This is a genomic window from Streptomyces sp. NPDC056347, assembly GCF_042262625.1.
Classification (GTDB): Bacteria; Actinomycetota; Actinomycetes; order Streptomycetales; family Streptomycetaceae; genus Streptomyces.
This window is the reverse complement of record NZ_JBHJQP010000178.1, coordinates 1-16,199: the sequence shown is the minus strand read 5'-3', so window position 1 is coordinate 16,199 and position 16,199 is coordinate 1. Positions and strand designations below refer to the sequence as shown.

Annotated in this window: 13 protein-coding genes and 1 riboswitch; of the genes, 6 read left to right on the top strand and 7 right to left on the bottom strand. The window is 70.7% G+C overall.

What is annotated here, in order from left to right:
• Positions 1 to 315: 315 nt before the first annotated feature.
• Entirely contained in the window at positions 316 to 1,131 is an 816-nt protein-coding gene (locus tag ACFCV8_RS30130) for a hypothetical protein (RefSeq protein ID WP_376688648.1), read from the bottom strand.
• A gap of 525 nt (positions 1,132 to 1,656) precedes the next feature.
• On the opposite strand from ACFCV8_RS30130, the gene ACFCV8_RS30125 reads away from it, so the two are divergent.
• Complete coding sequence (locus ACFCV8_RS30125; protein WP_376688647.1) at positions 1,657 to 2,940, top strand: cytochrome P450; 1,284 nt, start codon at positions 1,657 to 1,659, stop codon at positions 2,938 to 2,940.
• A gap of 318 nt (positions 2,941 to 3,258) precedes the next feature.
• On the opposite strand, the gene ACFCV8_RS30120 is transcribed toward ACFCV8_RS30125, so the two are convergent.
• The 6 genes from ACFCV8_RS30120 to gcvT form a co-directional block, all read right to left on the bottom strand.
• The gene (locus ACFCV8_RS30120) at positions 3,259 to 3,837 is read right to left on the bottom strand and encodes a GNAT family N-acetyltransferase (RefSeq protein WP_376688646.1); all 579 of its coding nucleotides are present in this window, start codon (positions 3,835 to 3,837) and stop codon (positions 3,259 to 3,261) included.
• Between the two features lie 156 nt (positions 3,838 to 3,993).
• Entirely contained in the window at positions 3,994 to 4,887 is an 894-nt protein-coding gene (locus ACFCV8_RS30115; RefSeq protein WP_376688645.1) for a DUF1963 domain-containing protein, read from the bottom strand.
• Positions 4,888 to 5,178: 291 nt separating this feature from the next.
• On the bottom strand, positions 5,179 to 6,561 hold the full coding sequence (locus ACFCV8_RS30110; protein ID WP_376688644.1) for an L-serine ammonia-lyase: 1,383 nt from the start codon (positions 6,559 to 6,561) through the stop codon (positions 5,179 to 5,181).
• Between the two features lie 129 nt (positions 6,562 to 6,690).
• The gene (gene glyA, locus ACFCV8_RS30105; RefSeq protein ID WP_376688643.1) at positions 6,691 to 7,950 is read right to left on the bottom strand and encodes a serine hydroxymethyltransferase; all 1,260 of its coding nucleotides are present in this window, start codon (positions 7,948 to 7,950) and stop codon (positions 6,691 to 6,693) included.
• Between the two features lie 22 nt (positions 7,951 to 7,972).
• Positions 7,973 to 8,350 carry a glycine cleavage system protein GcvH gene (gene gcvH, locus ACFCV8_RS30100; RefSeq protein ID WP_376688642.1) on the bottom strand — a complete coding sequence of 126 codons (378 nt, stop codon included), beginning with the start codon at positions 8,348 to 8,350 and terminating at the stop codon, positions 7,973 to 7,975.
• A 228-nt stretch (positions 8,351 to 8,578) separates the two neighbouring features.
• Positions 8,579 to 9,694 (bottom strand): glycine cleavage system aminomethyltransferase GcvT, encoded by a 1,116-nt coding sequence (gcvT, locus tag ACFCV8_RS30095; RefSeq protein WP_376688641.1) that lies wholly within the window; start codon positions 9,692 to 9,694, stop codon positions 8,579 to 8,581.
• A 140-nt stretch (positions 9,695 to 9,834) separates the two neighbouring features.
• A riboswitch (glycine riboswitch) is annotated at positions 9,835 to 9,932 on the bottom strand.
• A gap of 164 nt (positions 9,933 to 10,096) precedes the next feature.
• Here gcvT and ACFCV8_RS30090 point away from each other — a divergent pair.
• From ACFCV8_RS30090 to ACFCV8_RS30070, 5 genes are all read left to right on the top strand, one after another.
• Positions 10,097 to 10,792 carry an AAA family ATPase gene (locus ACFCV8_RS30090; RefSeq protein ID WP_376688640.1) on the top strand — a complete coding sequence of 232 codons (696 nt, stop codon included), beginning with the start codon at positions 10,097 to 10,099 and terminating at the stop codon, positions 10,790 to 10,792.
• Positions 10,793 to 10,846: 54 nt separating this feature from the next.
• Complete coding sequence (locus ACFCV8_RS30085) at positions 10,847 to 11,614, top strand: enhanced serine sensitivity protein SseB (protein ID WP_376688639.1); 768 nt, start codon at positions 10,847 to 10,849, stop codon at positions 11,612 to 11,614.
• A gap of 189 nt (positions 11,615 to 11,803) precedes the next feature.
• Positions 11,804 to 12,583, top strand: coding sequence for an enhanced serine sensitivity protein SseB C-terminal domain-containing protein (locus ACFCV8_RS30080; RefSeq protein WP_376688638.1), 780 nt, complete (start codon positions 11,804 to 11,806; stop codon positions 12,581 to 12,583).
• Positions 12,584 to 13,213: 630 nt separating this feature from the next.
• Entirely contained in the window at positions 13,214 to 14,218 is a 1,005-nt protein-coding gene (locus tag ACFCV8_RS30075; RefSeq protein ID WP_376688637.1) for an ABC transporter permease, read from the top strand.
• Between the two features lie 95 nt (positions 14,219 to 14,313).
• Positions 14,314 to 16,083: an ABC transporter substrate-binding protein gene (locus ACFCV8_RS30070; RefSeq protein ID WP_376688636.1), complete on the top strand. Its 1,770-nt coding sequence runs from the start codon at positions 14,314 to 14,316 to the stop codon at positions 16,081 to 16,083.
• The last annotated feature ends 116 nt before the right edge of the window (positions 16,084 to 16,199 follow it).

Below are 16,199 nucleotides of genomic sequence, written 5' to 3'. Positions count from 1 at the left end.
GATCAACGTCCCCAGATCATCACTCGACCCGCGCGACTTCGACGACAACGTCGTCAGAACCTGCGACCCCATGTCGAACTTCATCCAGTCCCCCTGCCAAACCCGAGCGAACGAACGTACTGCCCATGCCTATCAACTCCGGGAGGCTTGAAGCAATCGGAGACCTCGGGGCTGTGGACGGGCCGCGGCATGGCCACCGAAGCGCCGTAGGAGCGAACGAGGTGCGGAAACGGAGCGCTTGACCGCATCACCGCGAGCGGAAGCCCTCCCGGCGCGGCGGGGCTGCCGAGGATCTTCGGCGGATCTTCACGCCGCCTACAGGCCGTGGGCGGGTCGGCGGGATGCGCCGAGTCCCTTCGTCGTCGCTTCGATGAACGCGGCGGCTTCGAATTCGGTGATCCGAACGTGGTCCACCTCGTTGTGCCCGAGTGCGTGCCGCCGGAAGTACTCGGTCGGCTCCCAGCGGAGATTGCGCGTGAACGCCTCGTCGAGCGTCTCCGTGTCCCGGCCGACGGGCCGGCGCCGGAGGATGCCGCGCGGGCTGTCCCCGGGGAAGCCGTCACTGATCTTCGCGTAGTACGTGACCGGGCCGTCCGCATCGGCGTCGAGGGCGTCGAGCACGTCGAGCGTGGAGTGCGCCGGCGAGAGGAACGGTGCGGCCCGCGCGTTGGAGTCAAGGGTTCCGTAAGGAATCATCACGCCGTACAGATCGATGAACTCCTCGATCGAATAGCCGCCGCCCCGCTCGAACATCAGAAGGATCGGCTCGTAGGGGTCGGGCAGCTCGGGCAGTTCGGGTGGCTCGACCCTGCCCTCGGACCGCGCGGCGGCCCAGCGGACCGCGCCGCGGCACACCCGCCGGAGGGAAGGGGTGCCGATGCGCCGGACGTATTCCTCCAGCTCCGCCGCGACCTCGGGAGCGGGCTCGAACGCGGGGGCGAGGTACTCGGTGACGTCGAAGAACGGCCACCTCTCCTCGGCGCCGCAGACCCGGGCCCACAGGGCCGCGCGGCGCATGTGCTCGCGCATCAGCAGGGCGCGCGAACGCCCGTGGGCGAAGGCCGGCTCCAAGTCGTCCCAGGCGACGGCCCGCAGCCGGCCGAGGACGGTCTGCGGCGATACGCTGCTCATTCGGAACCCGCCCCGGTCGACGCCCTTGCACTGCCGACAGGCTACTGGCGGGTGTCGGCACACACGGTCACCCGGTCATCCGTAGTCCGTTCTCGGCAGGTGTCGGCCGGCGGCTTCCCCGGGCGCGTACGAGGAATCCCCCGGGGAGCGCCACGCGGTGGGTCCGGACGCAGAACCTTAGGTCTCCCCGCTGGAGCCCTTCACCGTCGGAGCGGATCGAGTCGCCCCCGAGCACGGCCCCGACGGAGCCGAGGCCGGTGAGCCGGGGACAGCGGCGAGCAACGGGACGAACCGGACGCAGGGGGCGTGTGCGGGCCCCGTACGCGCGGGCCGCCGACAGATCCGGTGGCGCACGAGCACCGCCCGCTCACGCTGTGAGTCAGAATGCCGTGCGGCCATCGGCCGGCGAGCGCATCCTGACCTGCCGTTCGTACGTCCTTATCCATGCCCCCACCCGTTTTCCGTATCCGCTTCTTCCCGTCCGCACCCGGTGTGCGGGCCGAATGACGACCACTGGAGTGCAGATTGACCGCGATGACGTTCCGTTCCCGTATTACCGCCCGGATCGGGCGCAGCTACCTGTCGCGGATCCAGAAGCACGGGATCGGGTCCTCGACGGTCCGGCTGCTCCCCGACGACCTGCTGATGATGCTGCGCAGGAACGGGCTCGACCCGGTGGACAAGCTGGCCAGAACCCGGACGAAGCGACCCGTGCACAAGGTTTCGCTGCCGTTCGGCATGGATGCCTGGGTGGTCACCGGCTACCAGGAGTCGAAGGCCGTCCTCGGCTCGGCGGACGGCTTCAGTACCGACTTCGCCCATCTCGCGACGAACGCCGGGGTGGCCGCCGAACAGAGCCCCGGCGGGCTCGGCTTCAGCGATCCGCCGGTGCACACCCGGCTGCGGCGCATCCTGACCCCGGAGTTCACGATGCGTCGGCTGCGGCGCCTGGCGCCCAGGATCGACGCCATCGTGGCGGAGCGGCTCGACGCCATGGAGGCGGCGCCGGGCCCGGTCGACCTCGTGAAGGAGTTCGCGCTGCCGATTCCGTCGCTCACGATATGCGAGCTGCTCGGAGTGCCCTACGAGGACCGTACGGATTTCCAGCAGCTCGCCATGGACCGCTTCGACCTCGGAGCCAGCACGACCGCCCCGTTCGGCGCGATGTCGGAGTCGATGGAGTACTTCCGGGGCGTGGTCAGGGACCAGCGGCGCAATCCGGGGGACGGGCTGCTCGGCATGATCGTGCGGGAGCACGGTGACGACATCGGCGACGACGAACTCGCCGGCCTCGCCGACGGGGTGCTCACCGGCGGTTTCGAGACCACCGCCAGCACGATCGCGCTCGGCTCGCTCGTACTGCTCCGCAACCCCGACGTGTGGGAGCGGATACGCACCGACGACGCGACGGCCGCCCCGTTCGTCGAGGAGGCGCTGCGCTACCTCTCCGCGGTGCAGATCGCCTTCCCGCGGTTCGCCCGCCGGGACATCGAGATCGGCGGGGTGGTGATCCCCGAGGGCGACATGGTGCTCTGCTCGCTGAGCGGCGCCAACCGTGATGCCGGGTACGTCACGGACGACGGCCGCTTCGACCTGGACCGTGTCCCCTCGGCCGGTCATCTCGCTTTCGGCCACGGCATCCACCGCTGCGTCGGCGCCGAACTGGCCCGGATGGAGCTGCGTGTCGCCTACCCGGCCCTGGTCCGGCGCTTCCCGGAGATGCGGCTCGCCGTCCCGGCGCAGGACCTCGCCTTCCGCAAACTCTCCATCGTCTACGGCATCGAGGCGCTGCCGGTGCACCTGCGCTGAGCGGCCGGCGGCTTCCCCGGACGCGTACGAGGACGATCCGGCCGCCGCTGGACGTTCCGGCGGCCACCGCACGGCCGACCCGCGTCAGCGGCCGAGCGGCGCGGGGACCGGAGTTGCCGCGCCGACCCGCCGCGGAGCCCGGTGGACGGTTCGGGACGGTGCCCTTCCGGGGCCGGCAGGGCGCGGCGGAAGGCGCGGGCGACCCGGTGTGCGGCCCCTCACCGGGCCGGCGGGCACGGGAGCTCTCGGGACGTGGTCCGGTCCGTTCGCCCGGCGCGGCCGGATCACCTCACCCGACGGCGGTGCCCCCGAGCTCGATCACCCGACCGGGCCCGATCGGCCCGGTCTCCGTGCGGGACCAGGGCCGCCGGACCGGCACCCCCGTCGGGACCGGGGCCCCTCGGCGGGCGTTCCCAGGGCTTTGCCCAGGGCCCGGTTGATGCGCGGGTCCCGGCCTGCGACGTAGGGGGCGATCGGGCCGTAACCGAAGTCGGCGTAGAGAGCGAGCGCGGCGAGGTTGCTGACGCCGGTCTCCAGGACGACCTCGCTCATGCCGCGCCGTCGGGCGTCGTCCTCCAGGGCCTGGAGAACCTGTCGTCCGAGGCCGTGGCCGCGGGCTGCCGGAGAGACGTACATGCGCTTGATCTCAGCGGTGGTGCGGGAGGCGCTGCGCCAGCCACCACAGGCCAGTGCCGTGCCGTCCGGCCGGAAGGCGAGGAGGAACGCGCCGTTCGGAGGCGCGAATTCGGCCGGCTCAGTGGTGTCGGGGTCGTCGGCCCGGCCGTACGTCGCCGTCTGCTCACGGTGGAGCGCCCGGGTGAGCGAGCGGGCGACGGGGCTGTCGTAGGGGGCTTCGGAGATGAGCCACGCCTGGTCTGCGGAGGGCAGCGGGGTCATGGGCTCGATAGTGCCCTGTCGATGACGTCGAGCGCATCGGTGCGGCCCGCGGGTCAGCTCCTGATCCCGCGCCGCCGACGGCGCCATCGGACTGGAGCGTTTCGACGGCAGGCGGCGGAACACGGAATGTGCCGGTGCCGTCGAAGCCGCGCGCGGTCAGGAACAGTCCGAGCGGTAGGCGAAGGGCCTGCCCGGGCAGCCGGTGCATTCGAACAGGTAGATGCCGCCCATGTCGCCGAGCATGAGCCCGGGGGGACGCTGGATCCCGGTGCGTTGTTCGTAAGGAAGGTCCCAGATGGTTCCCGTGGCCGGGGTGTCCTCGACGGGCAGCCACGTGCGCCAGCTCTCGCCGTCGAACTCGGAGCTGTTGATCGTCAGGAGATGCTCCATGCGCACACCGCATGCGGGGCACGTCGGCCAGTCGGGCTCTTGCGTCCACGTCGGGTACCCGCCGACCTTGATGCCGTCCGACACGGAGAGGTGGGACCAGTAGGACCAGCCGGTTTCCTCCTCCAGCTGTTCGAATCTGGCTTCGAGCGCGTCGGCGACCTCGTCCGGGAGGTCCCAGTTCGGGTAGTCGGTGACGCGCTCGGGGTGCAGGACGCACGGGGCCGGAAGGTAGTCGTCGTGAGGGCCGGCCGGGCGGGGCGGATCGGCCGGCCGCAGGTCGCTCAGGGAGCTGTCCCGCCAGTACGCCTCGGGGCGGGGAACGTAGCCGTCCTCGTGGTCGAAGGGGCACCAGAGCACCTGCAGCAGATCGGCGGCGCCGGGAAAGGCCAGGTCGGGCACGTCGGTCGCGAACAGCTGGAGGACCGGGACGAGCGGGACCGGCCCCTGGGCGGGAGGGGCGAACGCCGTGCCCGGGTGGTCGTCCTCGCAGTGGGGCCAGGGCTCCGGGAGCGGCCAGAGCACGGGTCCGCCGAGCGAGCTCTGCCGCGCGCCCGGATCGCCGAGGCGCGGATGCAGGCGAACGGCCGTCCTCCGATAACCGGCCACCTCTGGGAACAGCGTCTCGACATCGAGTGGACGTGGTGGAGTGGTGCGAGCCATCGGGCGTGCTCCTCACAGACCGAAGCGTTGGCTTGGCCACGACCGGGGCCGTGGTGGGCCGAGAGTAGCCGCACGGTCCGTCGGATCCACCAGCAGGCCCCGTTCCCGGCCACGAGGCGGCACGGCCGGCTGCTGAGGCGGCCGACCGCGCGCCGGGAGCGGGGCACGGTGGGGCGTCCCGGGGGCCTCCGCGTCCGTCCCGGGGCGATGCCGGGGATTGGCCCGCCGTGCGGACAGGAACGGCCCTGACAGCGCGGACATGAACGAACGCGCCGGCCGGGGCCTGTCCGCTCAGCACTCGATGATGTTCACCGCGAGGCCGCCGCGCGCGGTCTCCTTGTACTTGACGGACATGTCGGCGCCGGTCTCCTTCATGGTCTTGATGACCTTGTCGAGGGAGACCTTGTGGCTGCCGTCGCCGCGCAGCGCCATCTTGGCCGCCGTGACGGCCTTGACCGCGGCCATGCCGTTGCGTTCGATGCACGGGATCTGGACGAGACCGCCGACCGGGTCGCAGGTCAGGCCCAGGTTGTGCTCCATGCCGATCTCGGCCGCGTTCTCCACCTGCTCGGCGGTGCCGCCGAGGACCTCCGCGAGGGCACCCGCGGCCATGGAGCAGGCGGAGCCGACCTCTCCCTGGCAGCCGACCTCGGCGCCCGAGATGGAGGCGTTCTCCTTGAAGAGCATGCCGATGGCCCCGGCCGCCAGGAGGAAGCGGACGACGCCGTCCTCCTTCTCCGCCTCGGTCGCGCCGCCCGCCGCGAAGTTCATGTAGTAGTGCAGCACCGCCGGGATGATGCCCGCGGCACCGTTGGTGGGCGCGGTGACGACGCGGCCGCCCGCCGCGTTCTCCTCGTTGACCGCCATCGCGTAGAGGGTGATCCACTCCATCGCGTGGGTCTGCGGGTCGCCCTCGGCACGCAGCTGGCGGGCGGTGGTCGCGGCGCGGCGGCGGACCTTGAGGCCGCCGGGGAGGATGCCCTCGCGGGACATGCCGCGCGAGACGCAGGCCTGCATGACGCGCCAGATGTCCAGCAGCCCGGAGCGGATCTCGTCCTCGGTGCGCCAGGCCTTCTCGTTCTCCAGCATCAGCGAGGAGATGGACAGGCCGGTCTCCTTCGAGAGCCGCAGCAGTTCGTCGCCGGTACGGAAGGGATGCTTGAGCACGGTGTCGTCGAGGACGATCCGGTCCTCGCCCACCGCGTCCTCGTCGACGACGAAGCCGCCGCCGACCGAGTAGTACGTCTTCTCCAGGAGCAGGGCGCCCTCGTGGTCGAAGGCGTGGATGCTCATGCCGTTGGCGTGGTACGGGAGGGCCTTGCGGCGGTGCAGGACCAGCTGCTCGTCGGCGTCGAAGTCGATCTCGTGCATGCCCAGGAGGTTGATCCGGCCGGTGGCACGGATGCGCTCCACCCGTTCGTCGGCCGACTCCACGTCCACGGTGCGGGGCGACTCGCCCTCCAGGCCGAGCAGGACCGCCTTCGGGGTGCCGTGGCCGTGGCCGGTCGCGCCGAGCGAGCCGTACAGCTCGGCACGTATGGAGGCGGTGTGGGCGATCAGGCCCTCGTTCTTGAGCCGGCGAGCGAACATGCGGGCGGCACGCATCGGGCCGACCGTATGGGAGCTGGACGGGCCGATGCCGATCGAGAACAGGTCGAAGACCGAGATGGCCACGGGAACTCCTCAGGGGCTGGTAGACGACGTTGTCTGCCGGGTGGTGCGGGGCGGGACAAGGGTGGGGGCACCGCGCTCACGAACAAGTGTGCGCGGTGCCCCGCCCCATGGTGAGAACTGCGGCCCGGACTAACCGAGACCGGGGTACAGCGGGTACTTCTCGGCCAGTGCGACGACACGGGCCTTCAGCGCGTCCGCGTCGTGGGACGGCTTGAGGGCAGCGGCGATGATCTCCGCGACCTCGGTGAAGTCGTCGTTCTGGAAGCCGCGGGTCGCCAGGGCGGGCGTACCGATCCGCAGACCCGAGGTGACCATCGGCGGGCGCGGGTCGTTCGGGACGGCGTTCCGGTTGACCGTGATGCCGATCTCGTGGAGCCGGTCCTCGGCCTGCTGGCCGTCCAGCTCGGAGTCGCGCAGGTCGACCAGGACCAGGTGCACGTCCGTGCCGCCGGACAGCACGGAGACACCGGCCTCGGTGACGTCCGGCTGCACCAGGCGCTCGGCGAGGATGCGGGCACCGTCCAGGGTGCGCTGCTGGCGCTCCTTGAACTCCTCGGACGCGGCGACCTTGAAGGAGACCGCCTTGGCCGCGATCACGTGCTCCAGCGGACCACCCTGCTGGCCCGGGAAGACCGCGGAGTTGATCTTCTTGGCCAGCTCCTGCGTCGACAGGATGACACCGCCGCGCGGACCGCCGAGGGTCTTGTGCGTGGTGGTCGTGACGACATGGGCGTGCGGCACCGGGTTGGGGTGCAGGCCCGCGGCCACCAGACCCGCGAAGTGGGCCATGTCGACCATCAGGTACGCGCCGACCTCGTCCGCGATCCGGCGGAAGGCGGCGAAGTCCAGCTGACGCGGGTACGCCGACCAGCCGGCGACGATCAGCTTCGGCTTCGACTCCTTGGCAAGCCGCTCGACCTCGACCATGTCCACGACACCGGTGTCGTCGACGTGGTACGGGACCACGTTGTAGAGCTTGCCGGAGAAGTTGATCTTCATGCCGTGGGTCAGGTGACCGCCGTGGGCCAGGTTCAGGCCCATGATCGTGTCGCCCGGCTTGAGCAGCGCGAACATCGCGGCGGCGTTGGCCTGCGCACCGGAGTGCGGCTGGACGTTCGCCGCCTCGGCGCCGAACAGCGCCTTGATCCGGTCGATGGCGATCTGCTCGACGACGTCGACGTGCTCGCAGCCACCGTAGTAGCGGCGGCCGGGGTAGCCCTCGGCGTACTTGTTGGTGAGGACGGAGCCCTGGGCCTCCATGACCGCGACCGGAGCGAAGTTCTCCGAGGCGATCATCTCGAGGGTGGACTGCTGACGGTGGAGCTCGGCGTCGACGGCGGCGGCGACATCCGGGTCCAGCTCGTGGAGGGAGGAGTTGAGAAGCGACATCAGGTGGTCCCTTGGGGTCTCTTTAGTTGCCGGAGAACTCGGTGTACTCGTCGGCGGAGAGCAGGTCCTTCGGCTCCTCCGCGACGCGTACCTTGAACAGCCAGCCGCCTTCGAAGGGAGCGGTGTTCACCAGCGACGGGTCGTCCACGACGTCCTGGTTCGCCTCGGTGACCTCACCGGTCACCGGCGAGTACAGGTCGCTCACGGACTTGGTCGACTCCAGCTCGCCGCAGGTCTCGCCCGCGGTCACCGTGTCACCGACCTCGGGGAGCTGGACGTAGACGACGTCGCCGAGGGCGTTGGCGGCGTGCTCGGTGATACCGATCGTGGCCACACCGTCCTCGACGGCCGACAGCCACTCGTGCTCCTTGCTGTACCGCAGCTGCTGGGGGTTGCTCATGACCTGAATTCTCCTGTACGCGGGGGAGTGCTGATGAACGGTGGTCTTACGGTGTGAGACGCGACTGCGTCACTTCTGCGACGCGGCCGTGAATTCTCTGCGGGGCGCCGGTGTCCGCTCCCGGCGCCCGATGCGACTTCCGGTGTCCGGCGTCACTTCCGGTGCTCGGCCTTGCTCGCGGCGTCCGGCGTCACTTCCGGCGCCCGGCTTCGCCTGCGGCGCCCGGCGTCACTTCTGGCGCTTGTAGAACGGCAGCGCCACGACCTCGTACGGCTCGTGACTGCCCCGGATGTCCACCGCGACGCCCGCGGTGCCGGGCGTGGCGTGCGTCGCGTCGATGTAGGCCATGGCGATCGGCTTGCCCAGGGTGGGCGAGGGGGCGCCGGAGGTGACCTCGCCGACGACCTCGCCGCCGACGGTCACGGGGAATCCGGCGCGCGGCACCCGGCGGCCCTCGGCGACCAGGCCGACCAGCTTGCGCGGCGGGGCGGTCTCGGCGCGCTCGGCGGCGGCTTCCAGGGCCTTGCGGCCGACGAAGTCGCCCTCCTTCTCGAACTTCACGACCCGGCCGAGACCGGCGTCGAACGGGGTCAGCCCGGTGGTCAGCTCGTGCCCGTACAGCGGCATGCCCGCCTCCAGGCGCAGCGTGTCGCGGCAGGACAGCCCGCACGGCACCAGGCCGCGCCCGGCGCCCGCCTCGGTCAGCGCCTTCCACAGCTGCTCGGCGTGGGCGGGGGCGACGAACAGCTCGAAGCCGTCCTCGCCGGTGTAGCCGGTACGGGCGATCAGCGCGGGAACCCCGGCGACGGTGCCCGGCAGCCCGGCGTAGTACTTCAGACCGTCCAGGTCGGCGTCGGTGACCGAGGCCAGGATCGCGGGGGACTCGGGGCCCTGGACGGCGAGCAGCGCGTACGCGTCGCGGTCGTCGCGGACCTCGGCGTCGAAGCCCTCGGCCCGCGCGGTCAGCGCGTCCAGCACGATCTGGGCGTTGCCCGCGTTGGCCACGACCATGTACTCGGTCTCGCCGAGCCGGTAGACGATCAGGTCGTCCAGGATGCCGCCGTCCTCGGCGCAGATCATCGTGTAGCGGGCGCGGCCCACGGCGACCGTGCCGATGTTGCCGACCAGCGCGAAGTTCAGGAGGGCGGCCGCACCGGCGCCGGTGACGGTGATCTCGCCCATGTGCGACAGGTCGAAGAGACCGGCCCGGGTGCGCACCGCGTTGTGCTCGTCGCGCTCACTGGCGTACCGCAGGGGCATGTCCCAGCCCGCGAAGTCGGTCATGGTCGCGCCCAGCGAACGGTGCAGGGCATCGAGGGCGGTGAGGCGGGGTGCGGTGCTCATGAGTGTGACTCCCGGAACATGACGACATGGGCGAACCCTCCCCATCTGTCATCGGAACCTGAGAGGTTCGCCGAGAGCCCCGGACGGGTTCGGCTTGCACCTTGGGTGGAGCCGCGAAGCGGCCCGCTTTTCAGATCTGCCTCATCCACGCGGTACGGGGCCTGAGAGATTCAAGGGAGGAACTTGCTCCTTCGGCGCCCGGCACGGACAGTGACCGGGACTCTCCCGCGCGGATTCAAGCGGCCTTTATGCAGTTGGCCGGGTCATCATCGCACGCATCGCACCGGAATGGGGCCCCGGTACCCCGCTGGAATTCATCGGCACGGGCGGTTGTGCCGCATTACCTTTTCTTTACACTTCATGGGCATGGGGTCTGGGGTGAGCCGACCATGGGGGAGGGCGATGACGTTGCAGCGGTACGCGACGACCACGGGGGTCGCGCACGGCGCGGTGGCCGCGCGGTCCGGGGCTCCGGCGCGGGAGGCGCCCGGCGGGCTCGTGCCCGTCGTGCGGGATCTGCGGGACCGGGCCGGGCGCAGCCCGCGCGGGCTGCACTTCGCCGCGGGCGATGTGGTGGTGGTCTCCGGGCTGCCCGGCAGCGGGAAGTCCACGCTGATCCGGCGGGTGGTGGTGGCGGCCCACGCCGTCGACTCGCAGGACACCCGGGACCGCTGGGCGGGGGTGATGCCCCGCTTACTTCCCTACGCCCTCTACCGCCCGCTCGTGCGCGCCGCCCATTACTGGGGGCTGTGGCGGGTGCTGCGCTCCGGTGAGTCCGCCGTCGTCCACGACTGCGGGACCCAGGCGTGGGTACGCGGCTGGCTGGCCCGGGCCGCCCGGCGCCGGGGCCGGCTCCTGCACCTGGTCCTCCTCGACGTCAGCCCGCAGACCGCCCGGGAGGGGCAGCGCGAGCGCGGGCGCGGGGTGTCCGCGTACGCCTTCGCCCGGCACCGCCGAGCGGTGGGACGGCTGCTGACGGCGACCGCGGACGGCGTCCTCCCGGCCGGCTGCGCCTCGGCGGTGCTGCTGGACCGGGAGGCGGCGGGGCGGCTCGGGCGGATCGTCTTCACGGCCGGGCGGCCCGGGGCCGGGCGCTAACCTTCTGCGCGGAAGCGCGGAAGCGTGGGTGATGAAGGGGAAGCAGGGGAAGCAGTGGACATTCCGGCGCAGGCCGCGCATCCGCAGAGCGGATGGCCGGCCAATGAGCTCGAAGAGGTGCTGATGGCCTCGGTGGGCAACCCGGAGGCGGGCGGGCGCCTCGTCGAGGTGCTCGGCCGCAACCAGGTCTGGGTGCCGCTGCCCAACGGCGGCGGACCCGACTCCCCGTCCCTCGACCTGCCGACGATGGAGCTCGACGGCGCCGCGTACGTCCCCGTCTTCAGCTCCGAGCAGCAGTTCCTCGCCTGCGTCGGCAGCCACATGTCCTTCACGGTCGCGCCCGCCCGCGACTTCGCCCGCGGGCTGCCGCCGCAGCTCGGCATCGTGGTGAACCCGGGCGGCGCGGTCGGGATGCCGCTGCCGCCCCCGGCCGTCGCCGAGCTCTGCCGGACCGGCCGCACCCCGCTCGACGGCCCGGCCGGCGGCGGCCGGGTCCGGCTCTTCGAGCCGGACTGGCAGGAGGAGCCCGTCGACTTCCTCGCCGCGGCGGCCGGAGAGTTCGAGGAGAGCGGCGTCGTGGTCACCGCCCGCCGCGCACTGGCCAGCATCGAGGGCGGCGAACCCGTCCTCTTCGTCGGCGTGGAGCTCTCCGCCTGGGAGGACGACGCGCGCAACGCCCCGATGGACGCCCTCGGCCGCGCCCTGGGCCGCGTCGCGCTGCCCTGGCCGGTCAACCTGGTGCTGCTCGATGTCGCCCAGGACCCGGTCGGCGACTGGATGCGCGAGACGGTCCGGCCGTTCTACCAGCGGGCGGGCCGGTAGCCGGGCGCCGGAACGCCTCATGCGCGTTTTTGGCCACCCGGGAGCTGGGCACCGCCGCGCACCATGGCGTCAAGTCGGTGTCATGACCGGCGCATAAGCTGGTTTCATGGCGGGTGCCTCGGCACCGGCCGCACCCGTGTGCCCGGGAGCGGCCGGCCGGCACAGTGGATCGAAGAGGGGCGGGACCAGGTGAGTGCGTCAGGCACCGCGGCGGCCGGGCAGGTCGAGCACATGCTGCGCCAAGTGACGCCCGGACGCTACGACGCGTACGAGGCGCTGCTCCAGGCCCTCGCCCACGGCCGGATCTGGATGCTGCTGTGGCAGGGCCGGGCCGGATCGCCCGACGCCCAGTACGGGAACATGGAGATCGACGGCCTCGGCTACGCCCCCTGTGTGACCTCCGCCCAGGAGCTCTCCGCCAGCGGCTGGAACCGCGCCCACGAACTGGTCGACGGCCTGGAGATCGCCCGCGCCCTCTTCCCCGACCGCTGGGGCATCTGGCTCAACCCGCACGCCCCCGGCGGCGGCGTCGGCATCCCCTGGCTGGACCTGCGCCGGATCGCCACCGGCCTCGACCGGATGCCCGCGGGCCCGCTCCGCCTCACCGAGCCGGCCATCGAGATCCCGCAGTTCTACGCCCTGCTCACGCAGAACGCCCACCGCACCCCCGCGGTCCGCTCGCTGCGCCGCGCCTGGGTGCAGCCCGCGCTCGGCGCCCCGTACCTCACCATCGGGCTCGACCTCTACGACACCGGCCCGGCCGCGGTGGACGCGGCCCGCACGATGATGCAGCAGTCGATCTCCGCCGTCCCGGACGGGCTGCCGGTCTCCACCGTCGCGATGTCCGACGAGTACGACCCGGTCGCGATGTGGCTGCGCGCCAACGCCCGCCCGTTCTACGACCGCGAGGCACACGCCCCGGCGGCCCCCGCCACGGGATACGGCTACCCGCCGCAGTCCACGTACTGACCGCCGCCGACGTCCGCGTACTGACAGCCGCCGACGTCCGCGTGCTGGCCACCCCCGACGTCCGCGTGCTGGCCACGGTCGCAGTCCACGTACTGACAGCCGCCGCGGGGCCCGCGCCCGGGCAATCGGCGCTCCCCGCACACGGGTACCCGCCGCTCCCCGCCGACCGGTACCCGCCATTCCCCGCGTACGGGTGGAAAAGCCGCCGAAGCGACGAAGACCGGAATGCGACGTTACGCTTCCGGTTTTCCGCAACGTTCGCATAAGGCGCCAACTCGCCTTGATCCGGAACGTGTTCACCCCGGTCCGGGGTCATCAGCCCTTCAATGTCCGGTATTTGCGCACTGCGCACCCCTGGTGACGATTGCACCGCTAATCCGATCCGCTGCCCCCTTGCGCATCAACTGACCTGTGTTCGGCGGGCGTTCGCCCGCGTCCGGATAACGGAACACCCAGGACCGCATCACGGTTAGGCATCCATTCGCCTACCGGTATGGCTACCTGTAGTGACGGCAATGAAGACTCCGGCAGCAAGGGCGTCTTGCCGCTCCGCGTACGACTGACTGATCCGTGCCGCCACAGCGGCCAGTTCGGCCCGGCCACCGCCGGTTGAGAGGGGTCCTTGCCACGATGACGGCACCACTGCACGAGCCGACCAGGGAAGCGGATCCGGACGCGGTCGGCGGCCCCGCGGTCGACTCCGGGGCGAAGAAGGTCGAGGGACGGTCGCTCAAGCAGATCGCCTGGAACCGTCTGAAGCAGGACAAGGTCGCGCTGACCGGCGGCATCACCGTTCTCGTCCTCGTCCTGGTGGCAATCTTCGCGCCGCTGATCGTCAGCCTGTTCGGGCACCCGCCGAACGAGTTCCACCAGGACATGCTCGACCCGCTGACCAACCTTCCGCAGGGCAGTCTCGGCGGGGTCAGCGGCGACTACCTCTTCGGCGTCGAGCCCAACAAGGGCCGCGACATCTTCAGCCGGATCGTCTACGGCGCCCGGATCTCCCTGCTGGTGGCGTTCCTGGCGGCCCTGGTCGCCGTCGCGCTCGGCACCCTGTTCGGGATCATCGCCGGATACTTCGGCGGCTGGGTGGACGCGGTGATCAGCCGGGTCATGGACGTGCTGCTGTCCTTCCCGCAGCTGCTCTTCATCATCTCCCTGGTGTCGGTCCTCCCCGACGACCTGCTCGGCCTCACCGGCAGCGGCGTACGCATCGCCGTGCTCATCGCCGTCATCGGATTCTTCGGCTGGCCCTACGTGGGCCGCATCGTCCGCGGCCAGACGCTCTCGCTGCGCGAGCGGGAGTACGTGGAGGCGGCCCGCAGCCTCGGCGGCGGGCGGGTCCACATCCTCTTCCGCGAGCTGCTGCCGAACCTGGTGGCGCCGATCACCGTCTACGCCACGCTGATGATCCCCACCAACATCCTCACCGAGGCCGCGCTCAGCTTCCTCGGCGCCGGTGTCCGCCCGCCCACCGCCTCCTGGGGCGGCATGCTGCGGGACGCGCTGGAAACGTACGAGCACGACCCGATGTTCATGGTCTTCCCCGGCGTGACGATCTTCATCACCGTGCTGGCCTTCAATCTCTTCGGGGACGGGCTGCGCGATGCCCTGGACCCCAAGGGAACCCGTTAGCCCACGACCTGCCCCTGCCGCTTCGTCAGGTGGCTCTTCCCATGGTTCTTTGGCAAGCAACTGCCTGGGACCGCGATCTCGGAGGTTGCGAGAAAATGTCCACAGTCACCTCGAAACGACGGCTCACCGCGGGTGCGGCCCTCGTGGTCGCGGCGCTGATGACCACCTCGGCGTGCGGCGGCGGCGACAGCGAGGGCGGCGGCAAGTCGAAGGGCGCCGGCTACAACGCGGCGTTCAACAAGGTCGCCAACCCGTCCACCAAGAAGGGCGGGACGCTGAAGTTCGTCGGCAAGCAGGACCTCGACTCCGCCGACCCCCAGCGCGCCTACTACGGCATGGCCTGGGACTTCATGCGCTTCTACACGCGCCAGCTGGTCACCTACGACACCAAGCCGGGTCAGGCCTCCACCAAGCTGGTCGGCGACCTGGCCACCGGCCCCGGTGAGATCACGGACGGCGGCAAGACCTACACGTACAAGCTGCGTTCCGGTCTGACCTGGGAGGACGGCTCCAAGCTGACCTCCAAGGACGTCAAGTACGGCATCGAGCGCATCTGGGCGACGGACACCATCACCGGTGGCCCGCAGTACCTCATGCAGACGCTGGACCCCAAGGGCGAGTACAAGGGCCCCTACAAGGACAAGTCCGCGGACAAGCTCGGCCTGAAGGCCATCGAGACGCCGGACGACAACACCATCGTCTTCAAGCTGCCCAAGCCCAACGGTGACTTCGAGCAGTTCCTCGCCATGCCGTCCGGCTCGCCGGTGAAGGCGGACAAGGACACCGGCACGAAGTACACCCAGCGGCCGTTCTCCGCCGGCCCGTACAAGTTCGAGTCGTACAAGCCGGGCAAGAGCATCGTGCTCGTCCGCAACGACAAGTGGCAGAAGGCCTCCGACCCGGTGCGCGCCGCGCTCCCGGACAAGGTCACCGTGACGATCTCCGCCAACCTGGAGGAGAACGACAAGAAGCTGATGGAGGGCGACTACGACGTCGACCTCAACGGCACCGGCATGACCCAGTCCGGCCGCGTCACCGCCGTCCAGGACCACAAGGACAGCGTCGACAACATGCAGACGTCCTTCGTCCGCTACGTCGCGCTGGTCCACACCGCGAAGCCGTTCGACAACGTCCACTGCCGCAAGGCCGTCTTCTACGCGACGGACTTCGCCGGTCTCCAGCAGACCCGTGGCGGCGAGCTCGCCGGTGGCGCGATCGCCAACAGCACCCTGCCGGCCTCCATCAAGGGCCACAGCGACTACGACCCGTACGGCGTCCTCGCCCGCAAGGGCAAGCCGGACCTGGCCAAGGCCAAGGACGAGCTGAAGCAGTGCAACCAGCCGACCGGCTTCTCCACCAAGCTCAGCGCCCGTAACAACAACCCGGGCGAGGTCGACGCCGCCGAGGCGCTCCAGGAGCAGCTCGGCAAGGTCGGCATCAAGGTCGAGGTGGACCCGATCGACGGCGCCGAGTCGTCCAGCATCACCGGCTCGCCGTCCGTCGTGAAGAAGCGCGGCTACGGCATGACGATGAGCGGCTGGGGCCCGGACTTCCCGTCCGGCCAGGGCTTCGGCCAGCCGCTGTGGGACAGCCGCTTCCTCGCGGAGACCGGCAACTACAACGAGTCGCAGCTGAATGACCCGAAGATCGACGGGCTCTTCGACAAGGCGATCGCCGAGACCGACGCGGTCAAGGCCGGTGAGGTCTACAAGGAGCTCGACAAGCGGATCCTCGACCAGGCCGACTGGATGCCCTTCCTCTACGAGAAGAACATCACCTGGCGCGGCAGCCGTCTGACGAACGCCTACATGTCCGACGCCTACAACGGCCGCTACGACTACGTCCAGCTCGGCGTCACCAAGTAGTCGCTCCAGCCGACAGCATCCGCAGTCAACGCGTTTGACTGCCCCTCCGCCGCCGAAACCCGCCAGTCCGAAGGGCAGGTGATGGCCGGGGCGGTGGCCGGGAGCCCCCACAAAGG